Annotated in this window: 14 protein-coding genes; 5 read left to right on the top strand and 9 right to left on the bottom strand. The window is 64.8% G+C overall.

The window, feature by feature from the left end:
- Nucleotides 1–2: 2 nt before the first annotated feature.
- The 3 genes from AC1DGP_RS21595 to AC1DGP_RS21585 all read right to left on the bottom strand — a co-directional run bounded on the left by AC1DGP_RS21595 (nt 3) and on the right by AC1DGP_RS21585 (nt 4,078).
- Nucleotides 3–1,553 (bottom strand): ABC transporter substrate-binding protein, encoded by a 1,551-nt coding sequence (locus AC1DGP_RS21595; RefSeq protein ID WP_441507101.1) that lies wholly within the window; start codon nt 1,551–1,553, stop codon nt 3–5.
- A gap of 79 nt (nt 1,554–1,632) precedes the next feature.
- Nucleotides 1,633–3,183, bottom strand: a complete 1,551-nt coding sequence (locus AC1DGP_RS21590; protein ID WP_441490843.1) for an ABC transporter substrate-binding protein — start codon at nt 3,181–3,183, stop codon at nt 1,633–1,635.
- 1 nt (nt 3,184) lies between these two features.
- Nucleotides 3,185–4,078 (bottom strand): alpha/beta hydrolase family protein, encoded by an 894-nt coding sequence (locus AC1DGP_RS21585; RefSeq protein ID WP_441507126.1) that lies wholly within the window; start codon nt 4,076–4,078, stop codon nt 3,185–3,187.
- 128 nt (nt 4,079–4,206) lie between these two features.
- Between AC1DGP_RS21585 and AC1DGP_RS21580 the strand changes: the two genes are divergently transcribed.
- On the top strand, nt 4,207–4,863 hold the full coding sequence (locus AC1DGP_RS21580; RefSeq protein WP_441507100.1) for a GntR family transcriptional regulator: 657 nt from the start codon (nt 4,207–4,209) through the stop codon (nt 4,861–4,863).
- On the opposite strand, the gene AC1DGP_RS21575 is transcribed toward AC1DGP_RS21580, so the two are convergent.
- Nucleotides 4,860–6,431, bottom strand: a complete 1,572-nt coding sequence (locus tag AC1DGP_RS21575) for an ABC transporter substrate-binding protein (RefSeq protein WP_441507099.1) — start codon at nt 6,429–6,431, stop codon at nt 4,860–4,862. The two genes, AC1DGP_RS21580 and AC1DGP_RS21575, sit on opposite strands and share 4 nt — an antisense overlap.
- A gap of 75 nt (nt 6,432–6,506) precedes the next feature.
- Complete coding sequence (locus tag AC1DGP_RS21570) at nt 6,507–7,649, bottom strand: C45 family autoproteolytic acyltransferase/hydolase (protein WP_441507098.1); 1,143 nt, start codon at nt 7,647–7,649, stop codon at nt 6,507–6,509.
- 83 nt (nt 7,650–7,732) lie between these two features.
- Between AC1DGP_RS21570 and AC1DGP_RS21565 the strand changes: the two genes are divergently transcribed.
- Both AC1DGP_RS21565 and aptA read left to right on the top strand, forming a co-directional pair.
- Nucleotides 7,733–8,629, top strand: a complete 897-nt coding sequence (locus AC1DGP_RS21565) for a GntR family transcriptional regulator (protein ID WP_441507097.1) — start codon at nt 7,733–7,735, stop codon at nt 8,627–8,629.
- A 103-nt stretch (nt 8,630–8,732) separates the two neighbouring features.
- Complete coding sequence (gene aptA, locus AC1DGP_RS21560; RefSeq protein ID WP_441507096.1) at nt 8,733–10,070, top strand: omega-aminotransferase AptA; 1,338 nt, start codon at nt 8,733–8,735, stop codon at nt 10,068–10,070.
- A gap of 12 nt (nt 10,071–10,082) precedes the next feature.
- Here aptA and AC1DGP_RS21555 read toward each other — a convergent pair whose 3' ends face one another.
- Complete coding sequence (locus AC1DGP_RS21555; protein WP_441507095.1) at nt 10,083–11,636, bottom strand: ABC transporter substrate-binding protein; 1,554 nt, start codon at nt 11,634–11,636, stop codon at nt 10,083–10,085.
- Nucleotides 11,637–11,661: 25 nt separating this feature from the next.
- A complete protein-coding gene (locus tag AC1DGP_RS21550; RefSeq protein WP_441507094.1) occupies nt 11,662–12,732 on the bottom strand; it encodes a C45 family autoproteolytic acyltransferase/hydolase in 1,071 nt (356 codons plus the stop codon).
- On the opposite strand from AC1DGP_RS21550, the gene AC1DGP_RS21545 reads away from it, so the two are divergent.
- Both AC1DGP_RS21545 and AC1DGP_RS21540 read left to right on the top strand, forming a co-directional pair.
- Complete coding sequence (locus tag AC1DGP_RS21545) at nt 12,727–13,794, top strand: FCD domain-containing protein (protein WP_476832515.1); 1,068 nt, start codon at nt 12,727–12,729, stop codon at nt 13,792–13,794. The two genes, AC1DGP_RS21550 and AC1DGP_RS21545, sit on opposite strands and share 6 nt — an antisense overlap.
- A gap of 116 nt (nt 13,795–13,910) precedes the next feature.
- Entirely contained in the window at nt 13,911–15,539 is a 1,629-nt protein-coding gene (locus tag AC1DGP_RS21540; RefSeq protein WP_441507092.1) for a GMC family oxidoreductase, read from the top strand.
- Between the two features lie 102 nt (nt 15,540–15,641).
- Here AC1DGP_RS21540 and eutC read toward each other — a convergent pair whose 3' ends face one another.
- On the bottom strand, nt 15,642–16,424 hold the full coding sequence (gene eutC, locus AC1DGP_RS21535) for an ethanolamine ammonia-lyase subunit EutC (RefSeq protein ID WP_441507125.1): 783 nt from the start codon (nt 16,422–16,424) through the stop codon (nt 15,642–15,644).
- An 11-nt stretch (nt 16,425–16,435) separates the two neighbouring features.
- On the bottom strand, nt 16,436–17,824 hold the full coding sequence (locus AC1DGP_RS21530; protein ID WP_441507091.1) for an ethanolamine ammonia-lyase subunit EutB: 1,389 nt from the start codon (nt 17,822–17,824) through the stop codon (nt 16,436–16,438).
- Between the last annotated feature and the right edge of the window lie 39 nt (nt 17,825–17,863).

Here is a 17,863-nt window from a genome sequence, read left to right as displayed (position 1 = left end):
CCTCAATTGGCGAGGTTGACGCCCCACATCCGCATCTTCGACTGCCACGGCTGGAAATCGCGCACGCGCTTGGAATGCGCGATCACGTCGAGGCCGTTGAAGTAGATGATCAGCGGCACCTCTTCGATCATGCGCTTGTGCAGGTCGTCGAAGAGCTTCTGGCGCTCGGCCTTGTCCGAAACGACCATCGACTTGTCGATCAGTGCCTGCGCCTCGGCATTGTCCCAGACCTTGCGCGGCTGCTTGTCCTTCGGCCCGGCGAACTGCTCGAACCCGAGTGCGGGGTCGAAGCGTGCCGAATAGGAGAAGGACTGCATCTGGTAATTGCCCTTGTTGTAGCGATCGAGCTGGGTTGCCCAGTCCAGGACCTCGATCTCGGCATTGATGCCGGCGGCCTGCATCATCGCCTGAGCCACGACGGCGGCCGGGAAACTCGGCACGGTCGGGCGCTTGTTGGCGATGATCGAGATCTTCTCGCCCTTGTAGCCGGCCTCCTGGAGCAGCTTCTTCACCTTGGCCGGGTCATAGCTGAAGCCCTGCTTCTCGACCGGTCCGAAATAGGCCGAGCTCGGATAGATCGCCGAATTGTTCGGCGTGCCGAGATTGCTGGAGGCGGCTGCGACCAGCTCGGTCATGTCGAGCGAGGCGGCGATGGCCTGGCGCAGCTTGACGTTCTTGATCAGCGCGTCGTTCGTCTGGAACAGGAAGGTGTGGCGCACGGCGTTCGGGGCGACCTTCACGTCGAGCTTGGGATTCTTGCGCAGTTCCTCGACATCGCTCGGCAGGATTTCGGCCATGTCGATGGCGCCTGAGATCAGGCCGGCCTTCACCGTCGCGGGATCGCGCACGACAAGGAACTTCACGTCCTTGATGAGCGGCTTCTTCAGGCCGATATAGCCGTCGCGCTTGTCGCTCTTCGGCGACACATAGCCGTCGAAGGCGGTCATGGTGAAATACTCGCCGCGCTTCCAATCGCCGATCTTGAACGGCCCGGTGCCGACCGGCTTGTCCCAGGAACCGTCCGCCTTCAGCGAGTCCTTGTGGATGACGGCGGCCATGGCGCAGTCGGTGCGTGCCAGCGCGTCGAGGAAGAGCGCGCTGGGCGAGTTGATGCGCATCACGACGGTGTTGGCGTCGGGAGCCTCGATCGCCTCGACCTTCAGGCCATTGCGACCGTCGAATTCGGACAGGCAACGCCACTCCGTCTTCGGATCCATGTAGCGGTTCCAGCTCCAGACGACGTCGGCCGAGGTCAGCTCCGCGCCATTGTGGAACTTCACGCCCTTGCGCAGCGTGAAAGTGTAGGCCTTGCCGTCGGCCGACATCTCGACCTTCTCGGCGAGAAGCGGCCCGACCGTGCCATCCTCGGCATAACCGACCAGGCCCTCGACGAGCTGCAGGACGAAATCATCCGTGTTGTCGTCGCGGTTCACGCCGGGATTGGAGCTGCGGATATCGGCAGCGACCGCGACCGTGACGGACTGGGCGGCGGCCGGACCAGCGACGAGCGCTGAGGTCGCCAGTGCGAAGGCCGAGGCATAGATGCGGTTCATGTCGATGTTCCTGTTGTCGTCGTTCTTCTTGGTTTTGAGATGAGCTGGCCCGGGTCCGGCGCGGGCCAGGAGCAACGCCTCAATTGGCGAAGCTGACCTCCCAGAGCCGCGGCTTCCCAGCGACCCAGGGGGCAAAGCCGCGCAGCTTCCTGGAGACACCGGCCGTGTCGACCTGATTGTAGAGGAAGATCAGCGGAGCTTCGGCGAGCATCAGCTTGTGGAGCTCGTCGAACAGCTTCTGGCGCTCGGCCGGATCGCCGACGAGAGTCGCCTTCTCGATCAGCTCGTCGGCACGCCGGCTGTCCCAGGCCTTGGACGGGAATGCGTCCTTGGGTCCGCTGAACTGGTTGTAGCTCTGGGCAGGATCGATGCGGGCGGAATAGCTGAAGGACATCATCTGGAAGTTGCCCTTGGAATAGCGGTCGAGCTGGGTCGCCCATTCCAGCACCTCGATCTCGCTGTTGATGCCGGCGGCCTGCAGCATGGCCTGGGCCACGACCGCGGCCGGGAAGCTCGGCACCGTCGAGCGCTTATTGGCGATCAGCTTGATCGGCTGGCCCTTGTAGCCGGCCTCGGCGAGCAGCTTCTTCACCTTGGCGAGGTCCTGGGTGTAACGCTGGCGCTGCACCTCGCTGTAATAGGGCGACGTGACATAGATCGCCGAGTTGTTGGTCTTGCCGAGCTCGTTCGAGGTGTGCGCGACGATCTGGTCGAGATCGAGCGCGGCCGCGATCGCCTGGCGCATCCGGACATCGCCGAGCAGGGCGTCGCGCGTCTGGAACAGGAAGGCGTGCTTCGTCGCGCTCGGGGCGCTCATCACCTCGAGATTGGGGATCTTCTTCATTTCCGGCACGTCGGAATCAGGGACGTCTGCCACATGCAATGCGCCCGACATCAAGCCGGCCTTGATCGTGGCGCCATCGGCGATGGAGAGGAATTTCACCTCCGGCACCAGGGCACGCTTGCGGCCGACATAGCCGTCGCGCTGCTCGCCCGGGGGCGAGACGTAACCGTCGAAGCGCTTCAGCGAGACGAATTCGCCGCGGCGCCATTCGCCGAGCGTGAAGGGGCCGGTGCCGATCGGCCGGTCCCAGCTGCCGTCGGCCTTCACCGAGTCCTTGTGGATGATCGCGACCATGGCGCAATCGGTGCGCGCCATGGTGTCGAGGAACATCGCACTGGGCTTTTCCAGCTTCATGACGAAGGTCGACGGATCAGGTGCGTCGACACTGGTGACCTTCATGCCGGTCCGGCCGTCGAATTCCGCCCGGCAGCGCCAGTCGGTCTTCGCGTCCATGTAGCGGTTCCAGTTCCACAGCACGTCGGCCGAGGTCATGACCGCGCCATTGTGGAACTTCACGCCCTTGCGCAGCGTGAAGGTGTAAGTGAGCCCGTCGGGCGAGACCGCGATCGACTCCGCCAGCAACGGCGCGACCGCGCCGTTCTCGCGGTAGCCGACCAGGCCCTCGACCATGTGCAGCACGACGGCATCGGTATTGTCGTCCCGGTTGACGCCCGGGTTGGTCGAACGGATGTCCGCATTGAGCGCGACATTGATCGTCGATTGCTGGGCCAGAACCGGCGCAGCAACAAGGGTCAAAGCAATAGCCAGGGACGACGTCAGGTTCACTTCATTTCCCCTTCAGCACGGTGAGAGGCGCAGCATCTGCACGCAGGCGGGTCAGCGTTTCCGCCAGGAATTCCTCGACGCGCGGCACAGCCTTGACGCCGTCATGCGGCATGTTCGGCACCAGATCGAAGCGCACCTTCACGCCTTCGGCTTCGAAGGAGCGCTGCAGGCTGGCGAGCCGCTCAGGGCGGGTCTTGCCGGCATGGTTGGCATCCGGCATCCAGTTGCGGCCGCCTTCCTTGTGGGTGATTTCCCAGGTTTCCAGATCGGCAGCCCCGACGATCATCTGGACCGGCACTTTGGCGAGGGCGGCCAAGTCGATCTCCTGCCCGAACAGCGCCGCGAAATTCCGCGTGCCGACCCACCAGTCGCGCGTCGGATCGAGCAGCGTGACCGAACCCGGTGCTCCGATGCAGGCAGCCCAGAGGCGGTCGGGATGCAGAAGCATGAAGCGATGTGCGAAGTGCCCGCCGCCGGAATACCCGAACAGGGCAAAGCGCTTGAAGTCGAGATTGTAGCGCTCGCCGACCTCATCGACGATGGCAAGCAGTTCGTGATCGTAGCGGATGTCGGCTTCGCGCATGTACTTGAAGCCGTCACGATAGCCGTCGCCCCGCACCCCGACCGGGAAGAGCGGCGCGAGCACGATGCAGTTGTTCCAGCGCGCGAACTCGGTGAAGGCATCGCGATAGGTGATGAAACTGCGGCCGGTGCCATGCATGGCGACGACCAGCGCCGGCGGCTCGCCGCCCTGCCCCACTGACGGCGGCACGTAGAGGCAATAGGCAAAGCGGGGATCGTGTCGGCTGGCGAAGACCGTGGTCCGGTCCATGTCGTAGAGCGCGGCAGCCTTGTCGGCCTTCCCGGCTTCGGGCGCTTCACGCGTCGCAGTCATCGCAGCCATCGGATATCCTTTATTGGCTTTTAAATTGGCGCCAATTATGTTGCACGTTGCATTCAGGCTGGCAAGCTTGGATCGGTCGCTTCGCCCGGTAGCGAAATCGCGGCGAGATGAGCTAGGGGATGACGATGACGACCGTGAAGCGTAAGCCGAAATCGAAACACGCCCTGGCTGGAGAGATCGCCGAGGCGATCAAGCTCGGCCACTTCCGGTCCGGCGAATGGCTCCGCCAGATCGACATCGAGCAGAAATTCGCCGCGACGCGCTTTGATGTTCGCACCGCGCTCGACGAACTCGTCGTGCGCAAGGCGATCGAACATGTCCCCAACCGGGGCTACCGCGTGGCCGAGATCGATCGAGAGACCCTGCGCCATATCCGGTCCGTCAGGATCGTGATCGAGACCTCCGTCGCGACCGCGATCGTTGGCCGGATGACGCCGGCAACCCTCTCGACGCTTCGTGGCCTCGCCGAGGAGTTCGGCGTGGCGGTGCGCGAGGGCACGCGCGCCGACCAGAGCCGGGTCAACGCGGAATTTCACGAAGTGATGTATCATCTCAGCGGCAACCCCGTGCTGGAGGAGCTGATCTGGAACCTGCGTGATCGCGGGCGCGGGTCGAACGTCACGGTATGGGCCTCCCACGACTCGCTGCTGCGCAGCGACCGTGACCATCACGCCATGATCGAAGCCATCGAGAAGCGCGACATTGCGCGCCTCTCGCAGTTGATTGCAGCTCATATTCTCAAGGATGCACCCGAGAGAGAGCCGGGGGACCTTTAGTCGGTGACGCTGACTTCCCAGAGCCTGGGCTTGGACAGGATCGAGGACTGGTAGCCCTTCACGCGCTTCGCATAGACGCCGGCATCGAGCCCATTATAGAGCATGACCATTGGCACCTGGGCGATGAAGCGCGTGTGCAGTTCGTCGAACAGCTTCTGGCGCTCGGCCTTGTCCGAAACCACCATCGACTTGTCGAGCAGCGCGAGCGAGTCCGGATCGTCCCAGACCTTGCGCGGCTGGGTCGCTTTCGGACCGGCGATCGACTCGAAGCTCAGTGCGGGGTCGAGGCGGGCCGAATAGGGGAAAGCCTGCATCTGGTAGTTGCCCTTGCTGTAGCGGTCGAGCTGCGTCGCCCATTCCAGCACTTCGATCGAGACATTGATGCCGGCGCCCTGCAGCATCTGCTGCGCGATCACCGCGGAATCGAAGCTCTGCGGATAGCGCTTGTTGGCGAGCATCACGATCGGCTCGCCCTTGTAGCCGGCTTCCTGAAGCAGCTTCTTGGCAGCCGCGACATCGTGCTTGTAGCCCTGCTTCTGCACCGGCCCGTAATAGGACGACATCGCAGGGACGATCGAATTGTTCGGCTTGCCCAGGCCGTCCGTGACGGCGGAGACGATCTCGTTGACGTCGAGCGCCGCGGCAATCGCCTGGCGCAGCTTCTGGTTCTGCAGCAACGGATCGCGGGTCTGCAGCAGGAGGCCGACCAATCCCATGTTCGAGACGAGCGAGACCTCGACCTTGGGGTTCTTGCGCAGCTCGCCGACTTCAGCGTTGGCGACGTCGGGGATGACGTCGATGTCGCCACGCAGCAATGCGGCCTTGGCGGTGGAGCTGTCAGGCACGATCAGGAAGCGGACTTCATCCACCAGCGGACGCTTGCTGCCGGTATAGCCATCGATCTTGCCGGGAAGGCTGGCGTAGTCGGCATTGCGCACGAGCCGGATATATTCGCCGCGGCGCCATTCGCCGAAGCTGAATGGCCCCGTGCCGATCGGCTTGTCGAAACTGCCATCCGCCTTCACCGAATCCTTGTGCATGATCCCGGTCATGGCGCAATCGGTGCGGGCGATGCTGGCAAGGAAGAGAGAGCTCGGCTTGTCGAGCTTGAACACCACCGTCGAAGCATCCGGCGCCGTTACGGATTCGACCTTGACCCGCCCTCGCCCGTCGAATTCCGAAAGGCAGCGCCATTCGGTCTTCGGGTCCATGTAGCGGTTCCAGCTCCAGACGACGTCGGCAGCCGTCAGCGGCGCGCCATTGTGGAACTTCACCCCCTTGCGCAGTGTGAAGGTGTAGCTCAGCCCGTCCTCGGACAGCGCGACCTTCTCGGCAAGGAGCGGCTTGACCTCGGCATCATCGCCATAGGCGACGAGGCCCTCGACCATATGCAGCACGACGGCGTCGGTATTGTCGTCCCGGTTCACGCCCGGATTGATGCTGCGGATATCGGCATTGAGATGCGCGCGAATGCTCGTTGGCGCCGCGAGCGACGGGCCGAGACCTGCCAGCAGCGAGGTCATTGCCGCACTGGCAAGCGCTGCTGCCGCAATCGGTTTGAAAGCCATGTTCGATCCCCTCCTGATTTTTTGTTAGCGAATGGCGTCGGGCCGCCCTCTACGGCTCCGACGCATGCAAAGAACTCACTCGGCGGCTTCGGCCAGCGTCACCGGATCGTCAGTCAGGCTGTAGCGCGTGAACTGCCGGTTCAGGGCCGGCAGCGGGGCCACTTCCATGATGCCCTTCGCCGGCTGCATGATCACCATCGACACCGTGGCCGAGAGATTGCCGGTCTCGTTGGGACGCGGCGGGCGGCAGACGGCATAGGGCGACAGGAAGTCGTCGAAGAACGCATTCTTGAGATCGGCGACGCTGAGCTTGCGGCCGGCATCGTCGAGCAGCTTGCGGACGCGCCAGTCGCGATAGAAACTCTCCGGCACCCGCGGAATGCCGGTGTCCTTGATCTTGGTGAGCGCGATCGAGCCGACCCAATGGTTGGCATGAACGATCAGGCCATCGGCCGGGTAGATCGGGAAGGCCTCATCAGGGGCGCATTCGAAGTCGATGGCGAAGCCTGCGACCGTCGAGAGCATCATGTTGTTCGAGCAGGCCTTCGGCGTCGTCGCCACGGCCTTCATCGCCATGGCGAAATGCTCCTGCTCCAGCACCTTGCGCCGGATCAGCGCCAGCGGCACGCCAGCCTGGGTGAAGTCGCGCTCGGATTCCAGATAGTTGGCGGTGATCGAAACGCCGGCGGCGTTCATGCCACAGCGAGCAAGACCGCCCGCCTCGACAAAGGTCAGGAAGTCCGGGCCGTCATCGCGGCGCACGCGCAGCACGATGGCGGTCTCGGCGCATTCCGCCTTCCAGTCCCAGTTCTGGCCGTGGATGAGTTCGCCCGTCACGCTGCGCTCGGGCAGAATGACCGCGCCCGTGCAACCATCGTCGAGCTCCTCGCCGGCCTCGACCGGCTTGGCCTTCTCGAGCCGTGCCTTGGCCATGACTTCGGTGCGGGCATTGACCATCACGATATCTTCGAGCGTGACGCCGGCACCGTCGGCTATGCCGCGCATCTCCTCGACATAGTGGGCGCCGAAAGCCTCGATCTCGCGGGCGAATTCGGCGATCAATCGCGACTTGGCAACGGCATCGTAGCCGAGATCGGTGAGCTGGCCGCCATAGAGCTCGATGCTGCGCTTGACGCGCGTGGGGACCGCTGCGCCATGCTGCCGGCCGCGCTCATAGGGCGATCCCGAAACATCGATGAATGGAAAGGGCTCAACCATGGACCAAATCTCCGCGCCGGCTCTGGCGCCCGGCTAACAGTTAATGTATTTCATCACGCAGTAAGACAATCAAGAGGAAATTCATGGCCGAACCGACGCGGCTCCAGCAGGATCTGGCCGAGCGCATCATCCAACTGGCGCGCGAGGATGGCCTCGCGGCGGGCGCATGGCTCAACGAGAACAATCTGGCCAAGCGCCTGAATGTCTCGCGGACCCCGGTGCGGGCGGCGCTCAGCCACCTCGAAGGCCAGGGAATCGTGCTTCGTCACCCCAACAAGGGCGTCGAGCTGGTCAGCGCGCTTCCGCTTCCGGCAGACAGTGGCGGCTCGCCCGACGAGACCGACCTCGCTCTGGTCAGGATCGCACGCGACCGCGAGAGCGGCGCGCTTGGCGATGACGTTTCCGAGCTGGAGCTGATGCGCCGATACGAGATGGCGCGACCGGAAATCCAGCGCACCCTGAAACGCCTGGCCGAGCTGGAGATGGTGGAGCGCAAGCCGGGCTATGGCTGGCGCTTCCTGCATGAATCCTCGGATTCGTCGCTGCGAATGGAGCGCTATCGCTTCCGCATGCTGCTCGAACCCATGGGTTTTCTCGAACCTGGCTTTCGCCTCGACGAGCACTGGGCGGCGGAGATGCTGAGGCGGCACCGCCACACCCTGACCCAGCCCTGGCGCGAGTCCTCCAGCGTCGCCTTCTACGAGATGAACGCGGCCTTTCACGAAGGTCTCGCGGCCGCATCGGGCAATCGCTTCATCCACTCCGCCATCCGCCGGGAAAACCAGATGCGACGGCTCTCCAACTATGATTGGGGCTCCGGCACCGAACGGGTCCAGGTCAGCTGCACCGAGCACATCGAGATCCTCGAACGCCTGCAAGCCGGAGACCGGGAAATCGCCTCGGTCCTGATGCGCCGGCATTTGCAGCGCGCCAGCGAACTCAAGCGGAGAGTCCGGCAACCGCCGCCCACGCCCGGCTAGCAAGGCATGTGAAGTGATATTGTCTTTCGTACGGAATAAAGACAGTATCGCCTCTCGCCAATGGCGCGCCCGTGATGGGATCGCCCCGCCCGAGGATCGCTTCATGCCAGCCACCGCCCTTCGCAGCGAAACCGACCGCAGCAACGCTCCGGACGCCTTCTGGATGCCGTTCACGCCGATGCGCGGCTTCAAGCAGGAGCCGATGCTGTTCGAGCGCGCCGAGGGCATGCACTACTTCACTCCCGAAGGGCGCCAGGTCCTCGACGCGATGGCAGGCCTCTGGTGCGTCAATGCCGGCCACGGCCAGCAGCGCATCGTCGAGGCGATCCGTGAGGCGGCTGGGCGCCTCGATTTCGTCTCTTCGTTCAAGATGAGCCATCCTGCCGCGCAGACCTATGCGGCACGGCTGTGCGATTTCGCGCCCGAGGGGCTCGATCACGTCTTCTTCGTCAATTCCGGCTCCGAGGCGGTCGATACCGCGCTCAAGATCGCACGCGCCTATCACCATGCGCGCGGCGACGCGCGCCGCACCAAGCTGATCGGCCGGGCCAAGGGCTATCACGGCATGGGTTTTGGCGGGCTTTCCGTGGCAGGCCTCGGCCGGCACAAGCGCGGCTTTGGCCCGCTGCTGCCGGAAGTCGCCCATCTCGCCCTACCCTATGATGCCGGCATGGCGTTCTCGCGCGGCCAGCCGGACACCGGCGCGGCCTATGCCGAGGAACTCGAGCGCGTGCTCGAGATGAACGACCCCGCCAGCGTCGCGGCCGTCATCGTCGAGCCGGTGACCGGCTCGGGCGGCGTCTACGCGCCGCCGAAGGGTTATCTCGAGCGCCTGCGCGCGATCTGCGACAAGCATGGCGTGCTCCTGATCTTCGACGAGGTCATCACGGGCTTTGGACGCCTCGGCACCCCATTCGCGGCGCAGGCATTCGGCGTGACGCCCGATCTCATCACCTGCGCCAAGGGCATGACCAATGGGGCGGTGCCGATGGGCGGCGTCATCGTCTCGAATACGGTCTATGATGCCTTCATGGCCGGCCCGCCCGAGGTGATCGAGCTGTTCCACGGCTATACCTATTCGGCTCACCCGCTCGCTTGTGCCGCTGGGCTCGCCACGCTCGATGTCTTTGCCGAACAGGGCATCGTGGCGCGCGCAAAGGCGGCAAGCACGCATTGGCAGGAGCGTGCGCTGGCGCTCAAAGGCTCCCCGCATGTTGCCGACATCCGCAGCATCGGCCTGCTCGGCGCCGTGGAGCTGACACCGCGGCCAGGGCAGCCCGGCGCGCGCGGAGCGGCCTGCGCCAAGGCCTGCTATGAGGCAGGTGTGCTGGTGCGCGGGTCGGGCGACACGATCGTGCTGTCGCCGCCGCTCATCGTCTCGGAAGGCGAGATCGACCTGGTTTTCGCGACCATCGCAACTGCCCTGCGCAGCATCGATTGATGCATCGGCTCTTCAGGACTTGATAGCAACCTCCCAGGCCCGCACGCGCGACTCCCACGGCACGAAGCCGGAGACGCGCGCCGTCGAGGCCCAGGCTTCGATCGAGTTGAACAGCATCACCAGCGGCACGTCGTCGATCATCCGCTTGTGCAGTTCGTCGAAGATCTTCTGACGCTCGGCCGGGCTCTCGATCTTCGAGGCCTTGTCGAGCAGCGCAATCACAGCGGGGTCATCCCAGACCTTGCGGGGCTGGTCCGCCTTCGGCCCGGTGAAATGCTCGAAGCTCAGCGCCGGGTCGAGCCGCGCCGAGTAGGAATGCACCATCAGCTGGTAATTGCCCTTGAGGAAGCGATCCATATGGGTCGCCCACTCCACGACATCGATGTCCGAGTTGACGCCGACGGCCTGGAACATCGACTGCAGCACGACTGCGATGTTGAAGCTTGGCGCCGATTTACGGTTATTGGTGGTGATCTTCAGCCGCTCGCCCTTGTAGCCGGCCTCGGTGAGAAGCTTCTTCGCACGCGCCGGATCGTAGCCGTACGAGAGGTTCTGCACGTCGCTGTGATAGGCCGACTTGGCGTGGATCGTGGAGTTGTTCGGCTGCACGCCGAGATCGGAGACGATCGCGACGAGCTGGCTGAAATCGATGGCCGCCGCAAGCGCCTGGCGCATCGCCGGCGTCCTGAAGATCGGGTCATTGGTCTGGAAGAGCAGTGCATGGCGCGCTGCCGTGGTCGCGGTCTGGACCGTTATACCGGGAGCCTTCTTCAGCTCGGAGACATCAGAGCCCAGCACTTCGGCGATGTCGATCTGGCCTGCGATCAGGCCGGCCTTCACCGAGGCTGCATCCGGGACGACCAGGAACCTGACCTCCGGAACGAGCGGCCGCTTGCTGCCGGCAAAGCCGTCGAGGCCGCCGGGCAGCGACTGGTAGCCAGCGAAGCGCATCAGGCTGATCTGCTGGCCCCGCCGCCACTCGCCGAACTTGAACGGGCCGGTCCCGACCGGTGCTTTCCACGACCCGTCAGGATTCAACGAATCCTTATGGATTACTGCGGCGCTGCCGCAATCGGTGCGCGCCAGCGAGAACAGAAAGAGCGCGTTGGGCTCGTTGATGCGCATTCGCACGGTGGTTGGCGACACGGCTTCGACCGCTTCGACCTTGAGCCCGCTGCGGCCGTCGAAATCGGCAAGGCAACGCCATTCCGTTTTCGGGTCCATATATCGCTGCCAACTCCAGACGACGTCCGCGGCGGTCAGCGGCGCACCGTTGTGGAAGGTCAGTCCCTTGCGCAGTTCGAAGGTGTAGCTCAACCCATCCGGTGAGGTCTCGACCTTCTCCGCCAGCATGGGCCCGACGGTGCCGCCTTCGCGATAGGCGACCAGCCCTTCGACCATGTGGAGGGTCACCGCGTCGCTGTCGTCGTCGCGATTGACGCCCGGATTCGTGCCGCGAATATCGGCCCTGAGAGCGATGGTCAGGGTTTGCGCTGCCACCGGAGCACTCGACAGTGCCGCGAGCAGCGCCATCGTCGCAATGCGCGTTCGTGAAGCACGTCTCATGAGCAAGGACCTCCCAATCCCCGTGTCAGGCCGCAGCCGCGACGGCGACCGGATCGCCGGAAAGGCTGTAGCGGGTGAAGTGTCGGTTGAGCGCGGGCAGCGGCGCCACCTCCATGATGCCGAGCCCGGGCTCCATCACGATCATCGCGACGCTCGCCGTCAAATCGCCGGTCGCTCCGGCTCGTGGCGGGCGACAGACGGCATAGGGCGACAGGAAATCGTCGAAGAGCGCGGCCTTCAGGTCCTCCCGCGTCAGGAAACGCTGCGGCTCGGTCAGCAATCGCCTGACACGCCAGTCGCGGTAGTGACTGTCGGGTGAGCCGAAGCCGGTATCGCGTAGCTTGGCAAGCGCGACCGGACTGATCCAGTGATTCGCGTGCACGATGAGCCCATCTTCCGGGTAGACCGGAAAGGCCTCGTCCGGGGCGCATTCGAGGTCGATGGCAAAGCCCCGGTCCTGGCTCAGCATCATATTGGTCGAACAGGCCTTCGGCGTGGTCGCCATCACCTTCATCGCCAGTGCCAGGTGCTCCTGCTCCAGTGCCTTGCGGCGCACCAAGGCGAGCGGAACGCCTTCCTGGCGGTAGTCGCGATCACTGCGCAGATAATTGCCGGTCACGCAGATGCCGGCTTCGTTCATGCCGTGACGGCCAAGGCCGCCCGCCTCGACGAAAGTGAGCAGATCGGGCCCATCCTGCCGGTGCACGCGCAACACGATCGCGGTTTCCGCGCATTCCGGCTGCCAGTCCCAGTTCTGCCCCTGGATGATGCTCCCGCTCCAGCTTCGCTCCGGCAGGATGATGGCGCCGGTGCAGCCATCGGCCATCTTCTCCTCCTCCTCCTCCTCATCGTCCTCATCGATGGGGCGGGAGGCAAGGAGGCGCGCCTTGGCGACGATCTCGGTCCGTGCATTGATCATGATGATCGCCGAGAGGTCGAGGCCGGCCCCATCGGCAATGCCGCGCATTTCCTCGAGATAGGCCTCGTCGAAGGCAGCAATTCCCCGGCTGAACTCGGCGATCAACGCTTCACGTTCACCTGGCTTCGATCCGAGCCTGTCGAGCTGGCCTGCGTAGAACCGTGCGCTGCGATGCACGCGATCTGTCACCGCCGCACCATGTTGCCGCCCTCGCTCGTAAGGCGACCCAGATACCGAGACGAAGGGAAATGGTGCAATCATCCACAGGCTCTGTGTTTTTTATTGCAGTTATATACACTGGACCATCGCCAAACCTTATTGTCAATGGCAAGAAAGGGAAGCTTCGGAGACGCCCACGTGTCGAGCGGACTGCATCGCGAAATCATTGGTGACATCCTGCGGCTCGGTCGGGACGAAGGATGGGCGGTCGATGCCGCGGTCGGAGAAAAGCCACTGGCCGCGCGCCTCGGTGTTTCACGAACGCCTGTGCGCCGCGCCCTGATCGATCTCAGCGAACGCGGCATTCTGCGGCGGGAGCTCGGCTCGGGCTTCAAGCTCAACCGCCCGATCGATGCCGCGGTCATCGCGGAATGCAGCAATGACGCTGACGGCGGCGCGGAGCTCTACCGGAAGATCCTGAACGACCGCGCCTCGGGCCTGATCCCGCTATCGGTGACGGAGAACGCGTTGCTTGTGCATTTCGGCGCGTCGCGCGGCGAAATGCGGCGCGCTTTGTTGCGCCTCTCCGCGGAAGGAATCGTCCAGCGCCAGCGCGGCCATGGCTGGCAGTTCTCGGAAAGCCTCGATAACCCGCAGGCTATCCTCGAGAGCTATGCCTTCCGCGAGGCGGTCGAGACCGCGGCGCTCAGCCAACCCGACTACCGCATCGATGGCGCCGCTCTGGAAAAGATGCGCAACGCGCATGAGGCGCTGATGCGCAAGCCCGCCTCCGAGATCGCGCCGGACATGTGGTTCCAGGTGAATGCGGAATTCCATGAGACGCTCGCCTCATGGTCACGCAACCGCTTCTTCCTGCAGGCGGTCAAGCGCCAGAATGCCCTGCGGCGCATGCATCAGTTCGTCGACTTCCCGCAATTGACGCCTGACCAGATCAAACAGTCCTGCGAGGACCATCTCGCCATCCTCGACGCTTTGGCCGCGGGGGATCGGCCGCGTGCCGTCGCCCTGCTCTCGGCCCATCTGAGCCAGGCAGCACAGGACTGGCGCAATCAGAACTAAAGACGCATGCGCGCCCTTGCCCCGGGGCTTGGCTTTTCCTTCGGTCTTCCTGATGGTTCGGGCGCCGCTCCCGAAAGGTGGCAAAGCCCACGCCTCTCCTTTGCCAGCAGGATGCCATGTCTGATCGCAGGAATATCGGCACCTTCGACTATGTCGTGATCGGTGCGGGGTCGGCGGGCTGCCTGCTCGCGAACCGGCTCTCGGCCGATCCATCCAAGCGCGTGCTCGTGCTGGAAGCCGGTGGCATGGACGACTGGATCTGGTTCCACGTCCCGGTCGGCTATCTCTACGCGATCGGCAATCCGCGTGCCGATTGGCGGTTCCAGACCGAGCCGCAGGCGGGGCTGGGCGGCCGGGCGCTCGCCTATCCGCGCGGCAAGGTCGTCGGCGGCTGTTCGGCGATCAATGCGATGATCTACATGCGCGGCCAGGCGGCCGATTATGACGGCTGGCGGCAACTCGGCCTGCAGGGCTGGAGCTGGGACGACGTACTGCCCTATTTCCTGAAGCACGAAGACCATATCGCGCCGCCGCCCGGCGGATTGCATCGCTCCGGCGGCGAATGGCGCGTCGAGAACCCGCGCGTGCGCTGGGCGATTCTCGATGCCGTCCGGGATGCGGCACAAGCGGCGGGAATCGCCAAGATCGACGACTTCAACACCGGCGACAATGAAGGGTCGGCCTATTTTCAGGTCAACCAGAAGCGCGGCCGGCGGGTGAGTTCCTATCGCGCCTTCCTGGTTCCGGCGCTTGGCCGCTCCAATATCCGGCTGGAAACCCATGTGCTGGTCGAGCGCATCATCATCGAGGAGGGCCGCGCTCGCGCGGTCGAATTCATCCATCAGGGTGAGAATCTGCGGGTGGACGTGAGTGGCGAGGTCGTGCTGAGCGCCGGCGCAGTCGGCTCACCTGCCATTCTCGAGCGATCAGGCATCGGCGACGGCGAACGGCTCCAGGCTCTGGGCATCGAGACGCGGCGCCATCTGCCGGGCGTCGGCGAGAACCTTCAGGACCATTTGCAGATCAGGCCCGTCTACAAGGTGGAGGGCGTGCGCACCCTCAACAGCGACTATGCGAAACTCTGGCGCAGGCCGCTGATGGCGCTGGAATATGCGGCGCTGCGCACCGGGCCGCTGACCATGGCGCCCTCGCAGGTCGGAGCCTTCGCCAAATCCTCGCCGGATTACGCCACGGCCAATCTCGAATTCCATTTCCAGCCGCTTTCGCTCGACAAATGGGGCGACGGGCTGCACCCGTTCGGCGCCTTCACCGCCAGTGTCTGCAACCTGAGACCTTCGAGCCGTGGCAGCGTGCATCTGAAGAGCCCCGACGCGAGCGACGCTCCCGCTATCTCGCCGAACTATCTCGCAACGGATGAGGACAGGCAGGTCGCGGTCGATGCGCTGAAGCTCGCGCGCCGGATCGTCGCGCAGCAGCCGCTCGCACGATTCAAGCCCCAGGAACATGTGCCTGGTCCCTCGGTGACGTCGGATGCGGAGCTTCTGGAGGCGGCAGGCCGGCTCGGCACGACGATCTTCCACCCGGCCGGAACCGCCAGGATGGGACGAGACGACGATGCCGGCGCCGTGCTCGACGAACGCCTGCGCCTGCGCGGTGTCGAGGGCCTGCGCGTCATCGACGCTTCCGCGATGCCGCGCATCACCTCGGGCAATACGGCCGCCCCGACGATGATGATTGCTGAAAAGGGTGCCCAGATGATCCGGGACGATGCCCGACGACGTTGACGACCCCGCGGCGCAGGAACCTGCGGTCAGCCTGGCTGGGGCATGCAGGGGGCCGGCTCGAGGTTGCGGCAGAGTCGCGATGAGGTCGACATCAAGACGGATTCATCCCGTCGTGATTGAAGGCCTGGTCGCTGCCTGACCCGCCTCCAATGCAGGCTCGCTCTCGTCCTTGAGTTCGACGCCTGTCAGCGAACGCCTGAGCGCTTCCCGTGTAAGCCAGGCGAGCTTGACGGCCGCGTGTTCGAAGGAGAGCCCGCCCGGGCGGATGTTCGAGACGCAATTGCGCGTGGCATCGCTCAGGCCGCGCCGCGGCGCGAAGGTGAGATAGACGCCAAGCGAGTCCGGTGAGGACAGGCCGGGTCGCTCGCCGATCAGCACCGCGACGAGGCGGGCGCCCAGTGCCTCGGCCGCCTCGTCGCCCAGCGCGACGCGTGCCTGGCTCGCAATCACGACCGGCGCGAGTGTCAGCCCCTGGCGCTGCAGTAACGGCAGCATCGCGGCGATGAGCGGCGCCGCATTCTGCTGGACTGCCGTCGAGGACAGGCCATCGGCGACGACGAAGGCGAAATCGAACGCACCGCGTCGGGCCTGCAGCATCGCCTGCGCCTCGGGAGAGAGACGCCGCCCGAGATCGGGTCGCCGCAGATAGAGATCGCGCGAGGGGGCGGCGCTCTCAACCTGCACCGTCTCCAGCGATAGCGCTGCGAGTTCGGCCGCGACCTCTTCGGGGCGGAACGGGATATGAACCGCGTCGCGTGCCTGCGCATGGGCGAGGCCGAAGCGCAGGACCTCGCGCGTCGGCAAGGAAGCACCCGCGCGGCCGAGCGCAATGCGGGCCGGCGTCAGCCGCGTCAGCGCCGCCCAGCGCTCGTCGGCCGGGAGCATGTCGTCGCCGCTCACGCCGCCTGCCCCTGCATGGCCGCCAGCAAGGCCTGCCCACCCCGCCCGCTGCTCAACCGCCCGGCCTCATCCGTGATGTCCATGCGTCGCAGCCAGGCCTCGAACTCGGGTGCGCGTCGCAGCCCGAGCACCTCGCGGACATAGAGTTGGTCGTGGAAGGAGGTGGACTGGTAATTCAGCATGACGTCGTCGGCGCCGGGCACGCCCATGACGAAATTGACCCCGGCCGTGCCGAGCAGGGTCAGAAGCGTGTCCATGTCGTCCTGATCGGCCTCGGCATGGTTGGTGTAGCAGACGTCGCATCCGAGCGGCACGCCCATCAGCTTGCCGCAGAAATGATCCTCCAGCCCGGCACGGATGATCTGCTTGCCGTCATAGAGATATTCCGGGCCGATGAAGCCGACGACCGTGTTCACCAGCAGCGGCTCGAAGGGCCGGCAGACGGCATAGGCCCGCGCTTCCAGCGTCTGCTGGTCGACGCCGTGATGGGCGTCGGCCGAGAGCGCGGAGCCCTGTCCGGTCTCGAAATACATCACGTTGTCGCCGATTGTGCCGCGCTTCAGCGAACGCCCGGCCTCCAGGCCTTCCTGGAGCACAGACAGCGAAATACCGAAGGATTCATTGGCCTTCTGCGTGCCGGCGACGGATTGGAAGACGAGATCGACCGGCGCGCCCTGCCCGATCAGCGCGATCGCACTGGTGACATGGGTCAGCACGCAGCTTTGCGTGGGAATGTCGAAGCGGTGGATCAACTCGTCGAGCAGGCGGACGAGATCACCGAGCACCGGCAGGGAATCGGACGCCGGGTTGATGCCGATCACGGCATCGCCACAGCCATAGAGCAGCCCGTCGATCGTCGAGGCGAGGATGCCGGCGGCATCGTCGGTCGGATGGTTCGGCTGGAGGCGCACGGCCATCGTGCCGGGCAGGCCGATCGTGTCGCGAAAGCGCGTGACGACCCGGCATTTGCGGGCAACCAGGATGAGATCCTGGTTCCGCATCAGCTTGGAAACGGCGGCTGCCATTTCGGGCGTCACGCCGGGTGCGATAGCGGCCAGGACCTCCGGCGTCGCCTTCTCCGAGCAGAGCCAGTCTCGGAACTCGCCGACCGTCTGCGACGCGATCGGCGCGAAGGCGGCCGCATCATGGGTATCGAGAATCAGGCGGGTGACCTCGTCGTCCTCGTAAGGCACCAGCGCCTCATTGAGAAAGGTTCGCAGGGGCAGGTCGGCGAGCGCGATCTTCGCCGCCATGTTCTCTTCCATGCTGGCGGCGGCGATGCCGGCCAGCATGTCGCCGGAACGCAGTGGCGTCGCCTTCGCCATCAACTGCTTCAGATCGGCAAAGACGTGGACATGCCCTCCGACCGTGACGCGGTATGTCATCAAGCTGTCCCCCGGATCCTGCCCGTACGAGTGTGGGAG

This window comes from Allobosea sp. 05T433 (assembly GCF_056396065.1).
The sequence above is the reverse complement of the archived record's forward strand: the minus strand, read 5'-3'. Positions and strand labels throughout refer to the sequence as shown.